Annotated in this window: 17 protein-coding genes; 8 read left to right on the forward strand and 9 right to left on the reverse strand. The window is 60.9% G+C overall.

All coding sequences use genetic code 11. The annotated features are described in order from the left end of the window. Entirely contained in the window at positions 1–471 is a 471-nt protein-coding gene (locus J3P94_RS12735) for an LEA type 2 family protein (protein ID WP_434573821.1), read from the reverse strand. Between the two features lie 240 nt (positions 472–711). Between J3P94_RS12735 and J3P94_RS12740 the strand changes: the two genes are divergently transcribed. From J3P94_RS12740 to J3P94_RS12755, 4 genes are all read left to right on the forward strand, one after another. After that, complete coding sequence (locus tag J3P94_RS12740; protein ID WP_434573823.1) at positions 712–1,428, forward strand: helix-turn-helix transcriptional regulator; 717 nt, start codon at positions 712–714, stop codon at positions 1,426–1,428. A 52-nt stretch (positions 1,429–1,480) separates the two neighbouring features. After that, positions 1,481–1,822, forward strand: coding sequence for a nuclear transport factor 2 family protein (locus tag J3P94_RS12745; RefSeq protein ID WP_434573825.1), 342 nt, complete (start codon positions 1,481–1,483; stop codon positions 1,820–1,822). 180 nt (positions 1,823–2,002) lie between these two features. Further along, positions 2,003–3,124 carry a cell division protein ZapE gene (zapE, locus tag J3P94_RS12750; protein ID WP_434573827.1) on the forward strand — a complete coding sequence of 374 codons (1,122 nt, stop codon included), beginning with the start codon at positions 2,003–2,005 and terminating at the stop codon, positions 3,122–3,124. A gap of 53 nt (positions 3,125–3,177) precedes the next feature. Beyond that, positions 3,178–3,672: a GNAT family N-acetyltransferase gene (locus J3P94_RS12755; protein ID WP_434573829.1), complete on the forward strand. Its 495-nt coding sequence runs from the start codon at positions 3,178–3,180 to the stop codon at positions 3,670–3,672. 206 nt (positions 3,673–3,878) lie between these two features. Here the strand turns inward: J3P94_RS12755 and J3P94_RS12760 are convergent, their stop codons facing one another. Then, positions 3,879–5,618, reverse strand: a complete 1,740-nt coding sequence (locus tag J3P94_RS12760) for a phosphoethanolamine transferase CptA (protein WP_434573831.1) — start codon at positions 5,616–5,618, stop codon at positions 3,879–3,881. Positions 5,619–5,940: 322 nt separating this feature from the next. Continuing rightward, entirely contained in the window at positions 5,941–6,114 is a 174-nt protein-coding gene (locus tag J3P94_RS12765; protein WP_305500661.1) for a DUF6026 family protein, read from the reverse strand. A 273-nt stretch (positions 6,115–6,387) separates the two neighbouring features. Between J3P94_RS12765 and gnd the strand changes: the two genes are divergently transcribed. From gnd to J3P94_RS12780, 3 genes are read left to right on the forward strand one after another with little or no spacing between them, the layout of a single operon-like run. Then, the gene (gene gnd, locus J3P94_RS12770) at positions 6,388–7,368 is read left to right on the forward strand and encodes a phosphogluconate dehydrogenase (NAD(+)-dependent, decarboxylating) (protein WP_305500662.1); all 981 of its coding nucleotides are present in this window, start codon (positions 6,388–6,390) and stop codon (positions 7,366–7,368) included. After that, positions 7,365–8,885 carry a glucose-6-phosphate dehydrogenase gene (gene zwf, locus J3P94_RS12775; RefSeq protein WP_434573833.1) on the forward strand — a complete coding sequence of 507 codons (1,521 nt, stop codon included), beginning with the start codon at positions 7,365–7,367 and terminating at the stop codon, positions 8,883–8,885. Before gnd ends, zwf begins: the two co-directional genes overlap by 4 nt. Then, the gene (locus J3P94_RS12780; protein WP_434573835.1) at positions 8,882–9,703 is read left to right on the forward strand and encodes an HAD family hydrolase; all 822 of its coding nucleotides are present in this window, start codon (positions 8,882–8,884) and stop codon (positions 9,701–9,703) included. The genes zwf and J3P94_RS12780 overlap by 4 nt, the downstream gene beginning before the upstream one ends. A gap of 149 nt (positions 9,704–9,852) precedes the next feature. Here J3P94_RS12780 and nhaB read toward each other — a convergent pair whose 3' ends face one another. The 3 genes from nhaB to J3P94_RS12795 form a co-directional block, all read right to left on the reverse strand. Beyond that, the gene (nhaB, locus tag J3P94_RS12785) at positions 9,853–11,355 is read right to left on the reverse strand and encodes a sodium/proton antiporter NhaB (RefSeq protein WP_434573836.1); all 1,503 of its coding nucleotides are present in this window, start codon (positions 11,353–11,355) and stop codon (positions 9,853–9,855) included. A 94-nt stretch (positions 11,356–11,449) separates the two neighbouring features. Further along, positions 11,450–12,739: a hypothetical protein gene (locus J3P94_RS12790; RefSeq protein ID WP_434573838.1), complete on the reverse strand. Its 1,290-nt coding sequence runs from the start codon at positions 12,737–12,739 to the stop codon at positions 11,450–11,452. 188 nt (positions 12,740–12,927) lie between these two features. Further along, the gene (locus tag J3P94_RS12795; protein WP_030142711.1) at positions 12,928–13,194 is read right to left on the reverse strand and encodes a hypothetical protein; all 267 of its coding nucleotides are present in this window, start codon (positions 13,192–13,194) and stop codon (positions 12,928–12,930) included. A 345-nt stretch (positions 13,195–13,539) separates the two neighbouring features. Here J3P94_RS12795 and J3P94_RS12800 point away from each other — a divergent pair, with 345 nt between their 5' ends. Then, positions 13,540–14,865, forward strand: a complete 1,326-nt coding sequence (locus tag J3P94_RS12800) for a sigma 54-interacting transcriptional regulator (RefSeq protein ID WP_434573840.1) — start codon at positions 13,540–13,542, stop codon at positions 14,863–14,865. A 121-nt stretch (positions 14,866–14,986) separates the two neighbouring features. Here J3P94_RS12800 and J3P94_RS12805 read toward each other — a convergent pair whose 3' ends face one another. Genes J3P94_RS12805 through J3P94_RS12815 form a run of 3 tightly spaced genes read right to left on the reverse strand, consistent with a single transcriptional unit; the run spans position 14,987 to position 17,802 of the window. After that, the gene (locus J3P94_RS12805; RefSeq protein WP_434573842.1) at positions 14,987–16,270 is read right to left on the reverse strand and encodes a hypothetical protein; all 1,284 of its coding nucleotides are present in this window, start codon (positions 16,268–16,270) and stop codon (positions 14,987–14,989) included. A gap of 47 nt (positions 16,271–16,317) precedes the next feature. Beyond that, positions 16,318–17,064 (reverse strand): hypothetical protein, encoded by a 747-nt coding sequence (locus J3P94_RS12810; protein ID WP_434573843.1) that lies wholly within the window; start codon positions 17,062–17,064, stop codon positions 16,318–16,320. Between the two features lie 57 nt (positions 17,065–17,121). Then, positions 17,122–17,802: a C39 family peptidase gene (locus tag J3P94_RS12815; protein WP_434573844.1), complete on the reverse strand. Its 681-nt coding sequence runs from the start codon at positions 17,800–17,802 to the stop codon at positions 17,122–17,124. Between the last annotated feature and the right edge of the window lie 134 nt (positions 17,803–17,936).

The raw sequence follows: 17,936 nt of genomic DNA on the forward strand, positions 1-17,936 counted from the left end.
TCACCAGGTGGCCGCGGAATTTGGTAGATCAAGGGTTCCGCGATCGACGAAGCGCAGGGTACCGAACAGACCGCCGGCGAGTTTGCCCTTGAGCACATAGGGCAGGTTGTCCAGGCTCTGGGTCTGGCTCAGGCCGAGAGTCTGGCGGATCACTGAAAACGCCGAGATGCTCACCGGTATGCTCAGGATTCCTTCGGAAAAGCGTGGTATCGAGCCGCTCTGGTCACTGACGCCGGTCGCCAATGTGCGGCCGTTGACTTCCAGATCCAATGCCGCACCGCTGTAGTCGATGGCGGTTTCGTTGGGATTCTGCAAGCGCAGTTTCACCGCGAAGCGCATCTCCAGACCCTCGCTGGGCAGTGGCTCGATACCGACCACGTTGATATTCAGCGGGTCGCGGTGCGGGAAGAGGGCGCAGGCGCTCAGGCTGAGCAGTAAGAGGATGAGGGGCAAGCCGAGGATTCTGCGCATGGACGTTCTCGCATGTGGATTATTGGCTACAACCCTATCACCTGGCGACGCATGAGTCCGTGGCGAGGGAGCATGCTCCCGCTGGGCTGCGCAGCGGCCCCGGTTTTTTGCGGCCGCTGCGCAACCGAGCGGGAGCAAGCTCCCTCGCCACAGGGATTGATGTCACGGCGGTACGGCTGCTGACAGTTTCTGACACCAGCCTCTGCTAATCTGCTTCATCTTTTCCCTGGATCCGCCATCGTGTCGCGAACCACTCGGCTGCTGACCTTGTTGCAAGTCTTGCGGGGCAAGCGCTGCCCGGTTACCGCCGCGACGCTGGCGTCCGAGCTGAAGGTGTCCGAGCGCACGCTTTATCGCGATATAGCCGAACTGACTGCCCTGGGCGCGCCGATCCAGGGCGAGGCGGGCATAGGTTATGTGCTGCGCAGCGGCCTGTTCCTCCCGCCGCTGATGTTCACCGCCGATGAAATCGAAGCCATAGTGCTGGGCTTGCGCTACGTCGACCAGCGTGGCGATGAGGTACTGGGCAAGGCCGCCGCCGACGCTTTGGCAAAGGTCGAGGCGGTGTTGGCCCCTGGTTTGCGCGATGCCTTGCACAACCCCACGGTATTGCCCGGCCCACCGGGTTACGGTTATCCGCAGAACGCCGTCGAGCTGAATGTCTACCGCCAGGCCATTCGCACTCAAGCCAAGTTGCATATCGATTACGCCGACGTCAACAAGACCCCCACCCAGCGGTTGATCTGGCCGCTGGCACTGGGCTTTTTCAATGAGGCGCGGGTGGTCGTGGCCTGGTGCGAACTACGCGGTGCCTATCGGACGTTTCGTACCGACCGGATTGCCTCAGCCAGCGTCCAGGGCGAGCGCTACCCCGGCAGGCGCAGCGACTTGCTGCGAGCCTGGTTGGCGCTGATGAATCTCGATGAGGCGGGGCGTTTTACTCCTGACAAAAACTGACACCGCGCTGTTCTAGGATGGCTCCGGATCGATACAACAAGGAGCCCCTGACATGTCCAATCCCGTCTCTTCCCTGGCCCCGGCCATTGCCGGCTACATCGCTGCCGCGAATGCGCGCGACAGCTCGGCGGTGACGCGTTTCTTCGCCGAGGATGCCAATGTGTTCGATGAAGGCAACCACCGGGTCGGCACCCAGGCCATCGCCCAATGGATGGAAGATACCGCGCGCCGTTACCAACCGCGGGTCGAAGTCCTCAACGTGCAGCAACGCACCGGAAAGGTGCTGGTCCATAACCTGATCTCTGGAACCTTTCCCGGCAGTCCACTGGAGTTGCGCTATACCTTCCGGCTCGATGAGCAGGGAAAGATCAGTCGGCTGGATATTTCCGCCTGACTTTTGTGGCGAGGGAGCTTGCTCCCGCTCGGTTGCGCAGCGACCGCAAAAGCCTGGGGCTGCTACGCAACCTAGCGGGAGCAAGCTCCCTCGCCACGGGATTTGTAGTGAATCATGAATTACTTATCGGATCCTGCTGCATGGCATACTCCAGACCTTCGCCTTCCGGACCCGGGTCGCATGACTTTCACTTCCCCCTTGAGCGCCTGGCAGCATGCCATCGAACACCACGGCTTCGTCCAGGACGAAGCCCAGGAGCTGGCAATCATGGCATTGGAGCAGTGCCACCAGGCATTGCACGAAGGCCGCAAAACAATCAAGGGCGTTTACTTGTGGGGGCCGGTCGGGCGGGGCAAGACGTGGCTCATGGATCGCTTTTATGAAAGCCTCGAGGTTCCGGCCCGTCGCCAGCATTTTCATCATTTCATGGCCTGGGTGCATCAGCGCTCGTTCCAGCTCACCGGCACGCCAGATCCGTTGCAGGCCCTGGCTCGGGAGCTGAGCCGAGAGGTGCGGGTGTTGTGCTTCGACGAGTTGTTCGTGACCGACATCGGCGATGCGATCATCCTCGGCCGCCTGTTCCAGGTGATGTTCGAGCTGGGCATGGTGGTGGTCAGCACGTCCAACCTGCCGCCGGATGAGCTGTACGCCAGCGGTCACAACCGTGAGCGCTTCCTGCCGACCATCACGGCCATCAAGCAGTACATGCAGGTCGTGCCGGTGAATGGCTGGCAGGATCATCGCCAGCACCCGGGCGCCTTGCAGCAGCGTTATTGGCTGCGTGACCCGGCCCAGCCTGATCCGTTGGCGGAGGTTTTCGCCCAGTTGAGCGCCGGGCAGAAAACCCGCAACCAGGCGCTTGAGGTCGGCCATCGCCAGATCGTTCCGGTCCAGGCTAGCGATACAGTGCTGTGGAGCCGTTACCCCGATCTTTGCGAGCAGCCGTTCTCGGCGCTGGATTTCATGGCGCTGTGCGATCGTTTCAAGGCCATTCTTCTCAGTGACGTACCCTGTCTGAGCGCTGAACAACGCGAAGGGCGTATTGCCCGAGGCACCGAAGACGGGGTCGAGCGGGTCGAGGCCGGTGATCGCGAGCTGCCGCAGCTGTCGATTCATGACGACGGCGTACGGCGTTTCATTGCTTTGGTCGACGAATGTTATGACCGCAAAGTGCCTTTGTACCTGTCGGCCCAAGTGCCGATGGACCAGTTGTACACGCAGGGCTATCTGCAATTCCCGTTTCGCCGTACTCTCAGTCGCCTTCAGGAAATGCAACTGCAACGTTTTGGTCAGCCCGTCTGACCCGACCCTGCCGACGCCAAGCCGTCGGCCTTATCGAAACGAGATGGAAGATCATGGAAGAAGCCAAGGATATCCTTGTACTGCAAGCCAGCTACACCAACCCGGTCCACGCTGAAGCGATCTGCCATGTGCTCAACGGGTATGCCGAGGATCCGATGGGCGGTGGGCACTCGTTGCCGGCCGAGGTGCTGGCCCATCTGCCTGAAGAGCTGGCCAAGCGTTCCCACGCTTTCAGTGTGCTGGCATTCGTCAATGGCGAACCGGCGGGGTTGGTCAACTGTTTCGAGGGGTTTTCGACCTTCGCTTGCCGGCCTCTGGTGAATGTCCACGATGTAGCCGTGATGCCGGCGTTTCGTGGGCTTGGCCTGAGCCAGAAGATGCTGCAGAAAGTCGAAGACATCGCCCGCCAGCGCGGGTGCTGCAAGATCACCCTGGAAGTGCTGGAAGGCAACGCCGTGGCCCAGGCCAGTTATGCCAAGTTCGGCTTTGCCGCCGGCATGTTCGACCCGGCCCACGGGCGCATGCTGTTCTGGATCAAGCCCCTCTAGGGGCGTAATGCGGTTCACTTAAGAACCCGTGGCGAGGGAGCTTGCTCCCGCTCGGCTGCGAAGCAGTCGTAAACCGGCGGATGCGGTGTGTCTGATGCTCCGCATTGGCAGGTTTTGGGGCCGCTTCGCGGCCCAGCGGGAGCAAGCTCCCTCGCCACGGGATTGCCCCCAGTGAACCGTATAAGATGCGGGTTGTGGCTTTTCGACTACTTCTGCACGACCTGGCCCGCGGGGCCCTTGGGCTGCATCAGGCTGAAATCGATCAGCCCCTTGCGCTGGTCCTGGTAGGGGTTGCCGATCAACAGCGGCCGCGACTTGAAGTCATCGCTGACCAGGCTCTTGCTGCGGTCCAGCTCATCAAAGCTCAAGCCCGCCATGTCCGCCCAGGTGTGAATCAGGTGCGAGCTGCTGTACGGCCGCGACAGGTCGCCGGCGAAGTTCCAATCATGGGTTTCGCGCCACTTCGGCGAGGCCCATGCCATGAACGGGATGGTGTACATCGGCGCTGTCGGCTTGGCCTCGTTGCGACCGAGGGTGCCATGGCCCGGTGAATCAAAGACGTCTTCGCCGTGGTCCGACAGATACAGCAGGAAGCCGTTGGGGTCGCTCTTGGCGTAGTCCTTGATCAGGCTGGACACCACGAAGTCGTTGTACAGCACCGCGTTGTCGTAGCTGTTGTAGGTCGGCACCTGATCGTCACGCACCCCGGCAGGCACGCCTTGGCGGTCGGTGAATTTGTTGAAGGTCGGCGGATACCGATACTGATAACTCATGTGGGTGCCGAGCAGGTGCACCACGATCAGCTTGCGCGGCGCGGTGTCGGCCAAGGCTTTGTTGAAGGGCTCGATCACGTCGCCGTCGTATTGTGCGGCGTTCTGGTTGCGGTTGTTGTTCAGGTAGACCTGCTCATCGGCCTGTTGCGAAAACGTCGTGAGCATGGTGTTGCGCTTGGTCATGGTCTGCTGGTTGGTGATCCAGAACGTCTTGTAGCCAGCCTGTTTCATCATGCTCACCAGCGATGGTGTGCTGAGATAAAGGTCGGGGTTTTCCTCGTCGGCGAAAGTCAGTACCTGCTGCAGCGCCTCGATGGTATAGGGGCGCGGGGTAATGACATTGTCAAAGACCGAGAGCTGATCCTTGAGCTTGTCCAGTTCCGGGGTGGTTTCTCTCGGATAGCCGTACAGGCTCATGCGCTGGCGGTTGGTCGATTCGCCGATGACCAGCACCAGGGTGGCCGGCTCGTTGGCCATGGTGTCCTGAAGGTTGCGCAGGGGCGCAATCTTGCTGGTGCTGTGGAGCATGCCCTGCATGTTTTCCAGCTGTTCGGTGTAGCGGCGGTACGCTACCAGCATCTGCCAGGGCACCGCAGGCTCGACGCGGCTTTCAAACTTCTCGAAACCCTTGGCCAGGTTGCCGGTGCGCAGGGTCTGCTTGGTCAGCGGGTAGCCGACCACGGCCACCATGATGACCAGCGCTGCCGCCCAGGCCTGGCTGCGTGGCAGGTAGACCGGGCGCAGGCGCGTCCAGAGGAAGTAACCGACCAGGGTATGCGCCAGGAACGCCGGCACCATCCACCAGGCAAAATACTGGGTCATGTATTCGCCAGCTTCGGACACGTTCGACTCGAACATGATGAAGATGACGCTTTGGGAAAATTCCTGCTGGTAAATGAAGAAATAGCCCAGGCTGGCCATGGAGCAAGCCCAGAGCACGATCCCGATGATCGCGGCGAGCAGGCGGGTGCGGGCAGGGAAGAGCAGTAGTGGTGCCAACCACAACGCACTCATTACGAAGGCCTGGCGAAACCCGGCGAACCCGGCAGTGCCGCTCGACAGGATCAGCAGTTGGGTGATGCCGGAAAAATACCAGAAGAACAGAAACAGCCAACCGAACCCGGCCCAATCGAAACCTTTCGCAGTCGTTTTGCTGCGTTTGAACACACTCATCAAGCGCTCCAGCGTTCACCGACGAGACTGCCGGCACCGGACTGGTGCGCACGGGCCGTCGCCGTAACTATTTGTGATTGCAGGATTATTACGGATCAGGTGTGAAAACTTCGTGAGTTTTTCGCGATCCGTGCATCCGGAGCTGCTGGAGGGCTGGTGGCGAGGGAGCTTGCTCCCGTTCGGTTGCGCAGCGACCGCCAATTTTAGGGGACGCTGCGCACCCCAGCGGGAGCAAGCTCCCTCGCCACAGGGTCTGCGGTGTTCTTACGTGGTGACACCGGTTTGCCCGGCGTCACCAAAGTGTCTTGCCCGGAGGACAGGATCAGCGAGCCAAAGCCTGGCCCTGGTGTGAGAGCTGTGCGTGTTGCAACTGCATGCGCAACTGCGTCACTTCATCAAGCAGCAGATCACGCTCTTCCTTCAGCAGGCGTAATTCGTCGCGACGAATGGTCACATAAAGGGTTTGTGGAGGACGTGCGGTAACGACAGGGCCCATTGCTCACCTCGCAAATGGCTACATCAACTAGAGAGATGTCGTCAGTTTCTTGGCGACAATTCTTTATCGGCACCAATTCTGAATACTTTTGCCCGTTGATGGAACTTTTTTATTTTTCATGGTCCGCGTGTCTTCGGCCGGTTTTTGAACGTTATCCTTTGTGATCGGGCGATTTACCCGGAAACTATGCGGCAATGCTCTGGACTAACCTCCACAAGTCACCTTGAGCTAAACCTTTGACACACCTTTATTTGTAGTAGGGAGCATCAGCACATGCAACTCGGGATCATTGGACTGGGCCGCATGGGCGGCAATATTGCGCGGCGCCTGATGCTCAATGGGCACACCACCGTCGTCTATGACCGCAATGCCGCTTTTGTCGAAAACCTGAGCCAGGAAGGCGCGACGGGCGTCGCGGACCTGCCGGCGCTGGTCGCCGGCCTGGAGAAGCCTCGGGCTGTCTGGGTCATGCTGCCGGCCGGCGCACCCACCGAAGACACCATCAACGTGCTCAGCGACCTGCTCGAGCCAGGAGACGTCATCATTGATGGCGGCAACACGTACTACAAGGACGACATCCGGCGCGCCCAGGCGCTGTCGGAAAAAGGCTTGAACTACATCGACGTCGGTACCTCCGGCGGCGTCTGGGGGCTTGAGCGCGGCTATTGCATGATGATCGGTGGCGACACTGAAGTCGTGCGGCGCCTGGACCCGTTGTTCGAGAGCCTCGCGCCGGGCATCGGCGATATCCCGCGTACCCGTGACCGCAAGTCTGACGACGACCGCGCCGAACGTGGCTACATCCATGCGGGCCCGGCCGGTTCCGGTCATTTCGTCAAGATGATCCACAACGGCATCGAATACGGAATGATGCAGGCTTTCGCCGAGGGCTTCGACATCCTCAAGACCAAATCCAGCGAAAGTCTGCCGCCGGAGCAGCGTTTCGACCTCAACCTGGCCGATATCGCCGAGGTCTGGCGACGTGGCAGCGTGGTTTCGTCCTGGCTGCTGGACCTGACCGCTGATGCGTTGGCCAGCGATCCGAAGCTCGATGGCTTCTCCGGCGAGGTCGCCGACAGCGGGGAAGGCCGTTGGACCATCGAAGCGGCCATCGAGCAAGCGGTGCCGGTGCCGGTGCTGTCCAGTTCGCTGTTCGCCCGTTTCCGTTCCCGCCAGCAAGCCACCTATGGCGACAAGATGCTCTCGGCCATGCGCTTCGGCTTTGGCGGCCATGTGGAGACGCCGAAAAAATGACCTCGATCGGCAGGAAATCCAAGGCAGAACCGGCACCACCGACCACGTTGTTCCTGTTCGGTGCTCATGGAGACCTGGTCAAGCGTTTGCTCATGCCGGCGCTTTACCACCTGAGTCGTGACGGGTTGTTGGGGGATGGCCTGCAGATCATTGGTGTCGACCACAACGCTATCAGCGATGTGGATTTTGCTAAAAAACTCGAGGATTTCATCCGTAACGAAGCGGCGAGCAAGGGCGGCGACCCCGACCAGGCGCTCGATCCGGTGCTTTGGGCCAGCCTGGCCCGGGGCATCAGTTACGTCCAGGGTGATTTTCTCGATGACAGTACCTACGAAGCGCTGGCGGCGAAGATCGCCGCCAGCGGCACCGGCAATGCGGTCTTCTACCTGGCGACCGCGCCACGCTTTTTCAGTGAAGTGGTCCGCCGCCTTGGCGCGGCCGGGCTGCTTCAAGAGCAGGATGACGCCTTCCGGCGCGTGGTGATCGAGAAGCCGTTCGGCTCCGACCTGCAAACCGCCGAGGCGCTCAATGCCTGCCTACTCAAGGTGATGAGTGAAAAGCAGATCTACCGGATCGACCATTACCTGGGCAAGGAAACGGTGCAGAACATTCTCGTCAGCCGTTTCTCCAACAGCCTGTTCGAGGCGTTCTGGAACAATCATTACATCGACCACGTGCAGATTACCGCCGCCGAGACCGTCGGCGTGGAAACCCGCGGCAGCTTTTACGAACATACCGGTGCTCTGCGGGACATGGTGCCCAATCACCTGTTCCAGTTGCTGGCAATGGTTGCCATGGAGCCGCCGGCCGCGTTCGGCGCCGACGCGGTGCGAGGCGAAAAGGCCAAGGTGGTGGGTGCAATCCGGCCCTGGTCGGTCGAGCAGGCTCGAGCCAATTCGGTGCGCGGCCAGTACACGGCGGGTGAGATCAACGGCAACCCTGTCAGCGGTTACCGCGAGGAAACCAATGTCGCGCCCGACAGCAGCACCGAAACCTACGTTGCGCTCAAGGTCATGATCGATAACTGGCGGTGGGTAGGCGTGCCGTTCTACCTGCGCACCGGCAAGCGCATGAGCGTGCGCGACACGGAAATCGTCATTTGCTTCAAGCCGGCACCGTATGCGCAGTTTCGTGACACCGAGGTCGACGAACTGCAACCTACGTACCTGAGAATCCAGATTCAGCCCAACGAAGGCATGTGGTTCGACCTGCTGGCCAAGCGGCCCGGGCCGGCACTCGACATGGCGAATATCGAGCTGGGCTTTGCCTACAAGGACTTCTTTGAAATGCAGCCATCAACGGGTTACGAAACCCTGATCTACGATTGCCTGACGGGCGACCAGACCTTGTTCCAGCGTGCCGACAACATCGAAAACGGTTGGCGCGCGGTGCAGCCGTTCCTCGATGCCTGGCGGGAAGACGCAACAGTCCAGCCGTACCAGGCCGGTGAGGATGGCCCGGCGGCCGCCGACGAATTGCTGACTCGCGATGGTCGCGTCTGGCATGGCCTCGGATGACTGAACAGTTGAAACGTCCCATCCGCTTCCTACTCAGTGACATGGACGGCACTTTGTTGCTTCCTGACCACAGCCTCAACCAGCGCACTATCGAAGCCGTCCGCTCCTTGCGCGAGGCCGGCGTGCTGTTCAGTCTCGCCACCGGGCGTCCGCCCCGGGCGATGTTGCAGCAGATCGAAGCCCTGGGCGTCGACCTGCCCACGGCGGCGTTCAACGGCGGCACGCTGGTGCACCCGGACGGGACCTTCCTGGCTGTTCACTACTTGCCGCCCGAGGCGGCACTGACTACGTTGGCGCTGTACGCCGATCAGCCCGGCATCGAAGTGTGGGTGTTTGCCGACGGCGACTGGCTGGTGCGCGACGCCAACGGACCGATGGTGCCGGTTGAAACCCGCGGCCTGGGGTATCCGCCGGTGGAAGTGGAGAGTTTCGAGCCTTACCTTGAGCGCATCGACAAGATCGTTGCGACCAGCGCCAACACGGATCTGCTGGTGGAGCTGGAGGCGCGCTTGCATCCGCTGCTCAAGGGCCAGGCCCAGGTGTCGCGTTCGCAACCGATTTACCTGGATGTGACGGCGATGAAGGCGAACAAGGGCGAGGCACTGTCGACCCTGGCGGATTTTCTGGGCGTGCCGCTGGAACAGACCGCCGCCATGGGGGACGGTGGCAACGACCCGGCGATGTTCCATCGCGCGGGGCTGTCGATTGCCATGGGGCAGGCGGAAGAGGCGATCAAGCGTCAGGCGGATGTCGTTACCGCAGCCAACACCGAGGACGGTGCGGCATTGGCGATCGAGCGGTACATCCTGTCGCGCTAGATGATCCTGCACCGTTGTGGCGAGGGAGCTTGCTCCCGCTCGGTTGCGAAGCGACCGCAAAAAAGGGGGGCCGCTGCACCCGAGGCGTCGGAGCGGCCCAGCGGGAGCAAGCTCCCTCGCCACGAAGCCATATCCATTCAGTAATGGCGTTACAGCCAGTAAGTCACCGCATACCAGCCCAGGCTACCCATCACCACGGTATAAGGCAGCGCCATCCAGACCATGCGGCCATAGGACAGGCGAACCAGCGGGGCAATGGCCGACGTCAGCAGGAACAGGAACGCCGCCTGGCCGTTGGGCGTGGCGACGCTGGGCAGGTTGGTGCCGGTGTTGATGGCGACCGCCAGGGTCTCGAACTGCTCGCGGCTCATGTGGCCGGCAACAAAGGCCTGTTTCACTTCGGTGATATAGATGGTGGCGACGAAGACGTTGTCGCTGATGGCCGACAACAGGCCATTGGCGATGAACAGCATGCCGGGCTGCTGATCGGCCGGCAGGGCCAGGACCCATTGGATCAGCGGTGTAAACAGCTGCTGGTCATGAATGACCGCGACCACCGCAAAGAACACCACCAGCAGCGCAGTGAACGGCATGGCGTCCTTGAATGAGCTGCCGAGTCGGTGCTCGTCAGTGATTCCGGTAAAGGCGGTGATCAGGACGATCACTGCCAGGCCGATCAGGCCGACCTCGGCAATGTGCAGGGCCAGGGCGACGATCAGGAGCAGCGCCGCGAGGCCCTGGACGATGAGGGCAGCACGCTGGCGTGCGGTGCGCTCACGGTTGTCTTCCTCGGCATAATCGGCCAATACCGCCCGGACATTATCTGGCAGCAGCGTGCCATAGCCGAACCAGCGCAGTTTCTCCAGCGCCACGCAAGTCGCCAGCCCGGCCACGAGCACCGGTAGCGACACTGGCGCGACCTTGATGAAGAATTCGACGAAGTGCCAGCCCATTTCATGGCCGATCAGCAGGTTCTGCGGCTCGCCCACCAAGGTGCATACGCCGCCCAACGCGGTGCCCACGGCGCCATGCATCAGCAGGCTGCGCAGGAAGGCCCGGAACTGTTCCAGGTCCTGATGGTGCAGTGACGGCAGGTCATGGTCCTCATCTACGCTGCTGTCCTGGCGCGGGTCATTGCCCGAGGCCACGCGATGGTACACCGCATAGAAACCCACCGCGGCGCTGATAATCACCGCCGTCACGGTCAGCGCATCGAGGAATGCCGACAGGAACGCCGAGAGGAAGCAGAACATCAAGGCCAATACCGCCTTGGACCGCACACCCAACAGCAGGCGCGAGAACAGGAACAGCAGCAGGTCCTTCATGAAGTAGATACCGGCCACCATGAACATCAACAACAGGATGACCGGGAAGTTGTGGACCAGTTCGTCGTATAGCGCTTTTGGCGTGGTCATGCCCAGCGCCACGGCTTGCAGGACCAACAGCCCGCCAGGCATCAGCGGGTAGCATTTCAAGGCCATGGCCAGCGTGAAAATGAACTCCAGGACCAACATCCAACCGGCGACGACCGGGCCCAGCGTAAAGAACGCCAACGCATTGAGAATCAGGAAAATGATGATGCACGCTTTGTACCAGCGTGGAGAATGCCCCAGGAAGTTGTGCGCAAAAGCTTGAGCCATTTGACCGGACATTGGCTGCTCCTTTTATTTAGAAGCGCGCAACTTGCCGTAAGCCATGAGGAATATCAAGCGTAGGACTTGTTACCGCTAGCCGAAAGGTCGGAAATCAGGCGCTGTACCGCGTCAACACGGCCCTGGAGGTGCCCTGTAATGAATGCCCACCCACCAGTATTTTTTCGTCGGCCTGCACCGCCACGGCCGTCGCGGTATCGAGGCTGTAACCCAGTCGGGTGCGCAGCCAACCCTGGCCCTGGCCGAACGCCGGATCAAGATTGCCGTCCGGCAGGTGTCGAGCCAGGATGAAGTCGGCGTCGATGCCGCCGATGGTTGCGCCGGCCGTCACGACTTTTCCATCTGCCTGCAGCTGGGCGGCCGTCCACTGGCTGGCATGGTTGCCGATTGCCAGGAGGCGGCATTGGTTTTCGGCGTTGTCCGGCGTCGGTTGGCCGTCCCTGGGAATGCACACCGACAGACAATGCTTGGGGTCGCGACTGCCGCCAAAAGCATGTAGATCGCCGTTGGCGTTTTCAACGACCTGGCTGACCATCACGCTGCGTCCCTGGGCCGTGAAGGACAGGAAACCGCCGTCGCCGAAGTGCTCGTCGAGTTGGCCGCAGGCGTCGTAGCGAGCCATCAGGCCGCGCTGGGGCCAATCGATGGCACCGCCTACGACGATGTGGCCGTCGGCCTGCAGGGCCAGGCACCTCAGCCAGCTGTTTTTCAACAATCGCCGAACCATCACGAAACCACGATGGTTGAACGAGTCATCCAATGAGCCGTCCGGCAATAATCGAATCAACACGCCAACGTGATCGGACGTCCGGAAGTGATGGTTGGCCAGGATGAATATCCTGCCATCGGCCTGTACGCGCATGTCACAGGCTTCGACCCCAGACACGCCGGGCGGTAGCCAAGGATCGCGCATGCCCTGGGAAAGGTTGCCGCAAAGTCGCACGACTTGTCGCCCGGCATCGCCAAAACCATGGACGGCATGACCGTGGGGATCGAACAGCGCCAGGGCAGGGAGGGTATTGTCGGCGCTTTCGTAGTGCAGGCCGGATAACAGGATATTACCGTCGCGCAGCTCGGTGACCTTGCCCGCGGTGGCTACGCAGCCCGGTGCAAACGCGTCGATCACGTAGCCGTTGATGCCAAAGTCCCTGTCGATCATGCCGTTCGGGGTAAGCCGGGCAAGACCGAAACGACTGCCTTGGGCGGTCATGACCCGCGCCGCCAATAAAATTCGGCCGGCATGGTCAACGGCCAATCCGGTGGTGAGTGTCGAGGTATTTCCTGGAAAACGAACCCAGGCTTTACCACCGTCGGCAAAGCCTGTATCGAGGCACCCGGCCTGAGCCCGGGGTATCGGGAGTGCAAATGCGGATTGAACGGGCATGCGTGGCTCTCCTTGCGCATCGACCGGCCTGGATAAAGAGGCGGTGTTAGCATGAGAGCAACATTCAATCCATGAAACAGACAGTGCACAACTGTCAGGTCCTGCAGGCACGAAGACTATTCGTGCCTGAACAATGGCTTTGCAATCCAATGCCAAGCCGGCAAATAAACAACCGGCTTGTCAGGGCATTATTCAGGCATGGACCACGATTGCAGCTTGTAACCTTCCTGGCTCAACTCGGCACGGGCCTGCTTCAACAGGTCGGCAAGTTGCGCCGGGTCCGTATAGGCACTGCTGGGGATCTGGGTCCGGCCGATGTGGGTGTTGGTGCGGTCGATGACGGTCAGGCTCAGTTCGCCGTTACCGTCTTGTGGGGCCCAGGCCACGCATTGGAAAGGACGGAATGCGCGGTCGGCAATCAAAAGAGCTTCGTTGATACGGAGCGGGGCGTTCATGGCGTTATCTCTCAATAGTGCCCAATCAAATGATCTGCCGTCGGTTGGGCGTACCGTGCGGCTGGTTACTTGTACTGATGTCCCGAACCCGGGAGCAGGTCACACAATCGATGAATAAATTTCGATTTTCTTTCAGACCAGGCTTTCGGACTTTTGTTTGAAAGGGGGATGAAAGATTCGCCGCGAGATTAACTAACTAACGAAACGCCCGCTTATAACCGGTTCTCTGATGTCCTGATAACTAATCGATACAAGCAAGTGTCAAGTTCTTGCTACTGTTACATGCAGGTTCGCCAAACGCCTGTTTCTAATCATATTTCCTTATTTTGGCGCCAAGGATCAGTCGTGATTGAAACCAGTGCGTTGCGTCGTCTGCTCGTGGTCGATCCTTGCGATGATTGCTATCGCCTGTTACCGGGCCTGCGCGAAATCGGTTGGGACGTCGACAGCTGCTCCCTGGAACACGCCAGCGACAGGACGTGTGACGTCGGCTTGTTGCGCCTGCAGCCTTTTCACCTGGAGCGTCCCGAGGCCGTCAAGGAATTGATTCGCCGCAGCGGCGCCGAGTGGATCGCCGTCCTCAGCCAGGAAGTGCTGCGCCTGCAAAACGTCGGCGATTTTGTCTGTGAATGGTTTTTTGACTTCCATACCTTGCCGTTCGATGTCTCCCGCGTCCAGGTGACATTGGGCCGGGCGTTCGGCATGGCGCGGTTGAGGGGGCGGGGCGCGGTTCACATCAATCAGCCTGAACATGAGCTGCTGGGCGACAGCAAGCCGATTCGCGAACTGCGCAAATTATTGGGCAAGCTGGCCCCCGCCGAGTCGCCGGTATTGATTCGTGGTGAAAGCGGCACGGGCAAGGAGCTGGTCGCGCGCACCCTGCATTGCCAATCGCACCGGCGTAACAAGCCGTTCATTGCCATAAATTGTGGCGCGATCCCCGAGCATCTGATCCAGTCCGAGCTGTTCGGCCACGAGAAGGGTGCTTTCACCGGCGCTCATCAACGCAAGATCGGACGGATCGAAGCCGCTCATGGCGGCACGTTGTTTCTCGATGAGATCGGCGATCTGCCGTTGGAGCTGCAGGCCAACCTGCTGCGCTTTTTGCAGGAAAAGCACATCGAGCGTGTAGGCGGCAGCCAACCGATTGCCGTCGATGTGAGGGTGCTGGCGGCGACGCATGTCGACCTGGAGGCGGCCATCGAGCATCGGCGTTTTCGTGAGGACCTGTATTACCGCCTCAACGTCTTGCAGGTGGTCATGGCACCGCTGCGCGAACGCCATGGCGACCTGTCGATGCTGGCCAGCCACTTTGCCCATTTCTACAGCCACGAAACCGGTCGCCGGCCGCGCAGTTTCAGCGAGGACGCGCTAGTAGCGATGGGCATGCACGACTGGCCCGGCAATGTGCGGGAGCTGGCCAACCGCGTCCGTCGCGGCCTGGTGCTGGCCGAAGGGCGGCAGATCGAGGCCCGCGACCTTGGCCTTGTCGGCCAGCAGGGCGTCGCCGCACCGATGGGTACCCTGGAAGACTACAAGACCCGCGCCGAGCGCCAGGCGTTGAGCGATGTGCTCAACCGCCACAGCGATAACCTCAGCGTGGCGGCCCGTGTGCTGGGCGTGTCGCGGCCGACGTTCTATCGGCTGTTGCACAAGCATCAGATTCGTTAGAGCCGCGCCTGCGCAAAACCAGTGGGAGCGAGCTTGCTCGCGATAGCGGTCCTCCAGTCAACATCAATGCTGGCTGAGAGGGCTTCATCGCGAGCAAGCTCGCTCCCACATGGGACCTGCCTTAGAAGTAATACGGCAATTTCAGGCTGAAGGTGAAGTCCGGCGCATCGTCGGTCAGCCCGATGGACAGGTTGGGCACGATGGTCAGGTTGTCGCTGGCGGCCACCGTCATGCCGATGTTGAAGTATCCGGCGTTGGCGTCGCTGGAGACCACCGATTCCCAGTCCCCGCCGTCCTGCTTGAGCTTGCTCTTCTTCTGGATCAGGTCCGAGACCGAGAACGACATGCTCATCTTCTCGTTCAAGGCAAAGGCGATGCCCGCGCCGATCTGGAAGCTGTCGCCGATGCGCACCTTGCCTGGCACTTCCTGGTTGACGGTGGAACTGATGTCGTCGAACGACTCTTCGAAGTTGTGGGTGTAGGACAGGCTGCCGAACAGTACTGCCGGGTCGAAGGTCTTGACCAGGGATATCCCGGGCGTGATCGACCACACGCCGTTACCGGTGGGCAGATCTTCCGGCACGAACAGGTTGGTGTTGGCCTGGGACTGGCGCAGCTTGATGCCGAACGGATCCTTGCCGGTGGGTGCCTTGACGCGCAGGGTCACCACTGCGTCCGGGCTGTTGACCGATTCATCCATGAATTTGTACGCAATGCCGAAATTGACGTCGCCGATGGTGGGGTCGCGGGTCACCGTTTCTTCGCTGGTGACGCCGGCCGCGCCCTGGTTGGCGCCACCGGACTGGTAGGTGGACTCGCGGTAGATCACCGGCACGTTGAGGTCGAACTGCCAGCGATTGTCGAAGTTGTAGCGACCGGTAAGGTCCAGGGTCCAGGTGTCCGCCTTGATCCGGTCCAGGTTGATGTTGCCAAGGAAAATCGAATCCAGGGCCAGGAAGCCGTTGAGGATCAGTTGCCGGGTGTCGTAGCGCGAGTAGGTCACGCCGGTTTCGAAGCTGAATTTGCCGCCGCCGAAAAAGCCGCTGGCTTCGTCATACAGGTTGGAGACGCTCTGGGCCGGTTGCGAGTCGTCGGCCAGGGACTGCCCGTAGCCGCTGCCACCCGCCGTTGCCGCGCCGCTGCCGGCCACGCCTTGGTTGCCTTTCATGTCGGCGGGAGATTTGGCCAGGCGCTTGGGCGGCGGGGCGGCGGGTTGATCCTCGACCTGGCGGACTCGCTGTTCGAGTACCGCCAGGGCTTTTTGCTGGACCTCGTAGCGTTGCTTGAGCTCGAGAAGTTCTTGCTTCAGGGCCTCGATGTCCGCGTCGGGTGCCGCTTGCAGCACGGTCGCCGGAAACATCGTGCTTAAACACATCACAGCGCGCAACGATACGGATCGATACATGAAATATGCCGTCCCTAGTTAGCCCAATGATCGGAGATCAGCGTAGTTCAATATCCGAGGTTTCGAAGGCCACGCAGCTGCGTCAGGTTGCAGTCCAATGCCCCGGCGCTGGGGCCGTTGCTGTTCAGCACCACGTTGAGCTGGGTCATGTTGTTGACCAGGTTGCCGTTGCCCAGCAGGCGGGTGTTTTGCAGCAAGCCGCCCTGGGCCACCTGTTGCAGGGTGCTCCCCTGGTTGTGGTTGGCCTGGATTGCCATCTGCACGCCGCTGCCGGTGGCGGTGACCGCCACGCTGCCGGCGGCGTTGCTGCCGCTGATGGTCTGGCCCTTGTCGAGCAATTGGCCTTGGGCGGGCGCCAGGGCAGGTACCTGGCTGCGTTCTTTCACGTTGATGCTGACATTGTTGTACGCGCTGTTGCTGTCGCCCGCGGCGCGCACGCTCTGGGTTACGCCCTGGCCCGAGCCGAGACCGGCGCCGCCGGTGATCGTGCCGCCACCCTGTTCCGGGGCGCTGCCGTTGCCGATCTGCTTGATCGTGGAGACGTAGAACTGCGGTTTGACCGTTGCAGCCTGGATCTGCATGGAACTGGAAGCGCCGATCAGGTCGCCACTGGCGTTGCGCCAGGTGCTGCTCATGACGATGCCAAAACTGATGACTCGTCCGGGCATGACGTAGCGACCGCGCAGCTCGGCGAGCTCCTGGTCCTGGACTTCGATCGGTTTGAAACCGGCGTGGGCAAGACCCGACGTCGTTGCGGCCAGGCAGGCCAGCGTGAGCCAGTATGAGCGTTTCATCTGTTGCTCCCGGAGCGTCCTGCTCCTTTTGTATTTTTATTGGCAGTTGTTCGGCGATTAGAAAAAGTCGCTCTGGATGAAGCCGAAATCCATCAGTTCCGCGTCCTTGACCGGATTAAAACCGTCCAGCTTGTTGCGCGCTGTCAGAGGTTGCGGAGGGCTGCGCAAGGCGTTGGTCTTGTCATAGCCGGGGCCGACGATGGCGAAGACAATGCCGTTCCAGCCTTTTACGAATTCGTCATGGGCGTAGCGTTTGTGGCCAAGCACCGGGTCGGCGATATACACCCATCGCTTGTCCGCCCGCTGCAATACCACGAAGTGCTTGTAGCCACGAATGTCCATCAGGACCACGACCGGGATCGTCACCGCGGCGAGTTTTTCCGGTGGTATCCGATAGCCGCGGGCGCGCATGCCGATGGTTTCCACGTAGCGCTTCATGTCCAGCATGGAAAAACCCTGGGTGCGGACCAGATCCTGGTCGGCATTGACCAGCATGCCCTTGATGACATGTTCTTCGTCGACGTCCAGCCAATAGGCCTGGCGCAACACAGTGGCCAGCGCCGCGGCGCCACAACTGAAATCGGTCTTCTGCTCGACGATGTCGCTGAACTTGCGCTCGCGTACGCTTTGCACGGGTTTGTGGACCAGCATGCCGCCAGGCAGGGCGGCGACCGGCATCTGCGCGGCTTCGGTCAAGCCGGCAAGCAAAACCAATAGGCAAAGGGCAGTTGCACGCATGGTCGATACGCCTAGTGATACCCAGGAAAAAGCCCCTGTGGGAGCGGGCCTGATCGCGATAGCAGTGTGTCGGGCAACACAAAGGTCACTGATCCAATGCCTTCGCGAGCAGGGCTCGCTCCCACAGTGGTACT

This window comes from Pseudomonas sp. Z3-8 (genome assembly GCF_051131975.1).
Lineage (GTDB): Bacteria > Pseudomonadota > Gammaproteobacteria > Pseudomonadales > Pseudomonadaceae > Aquipseudomonas.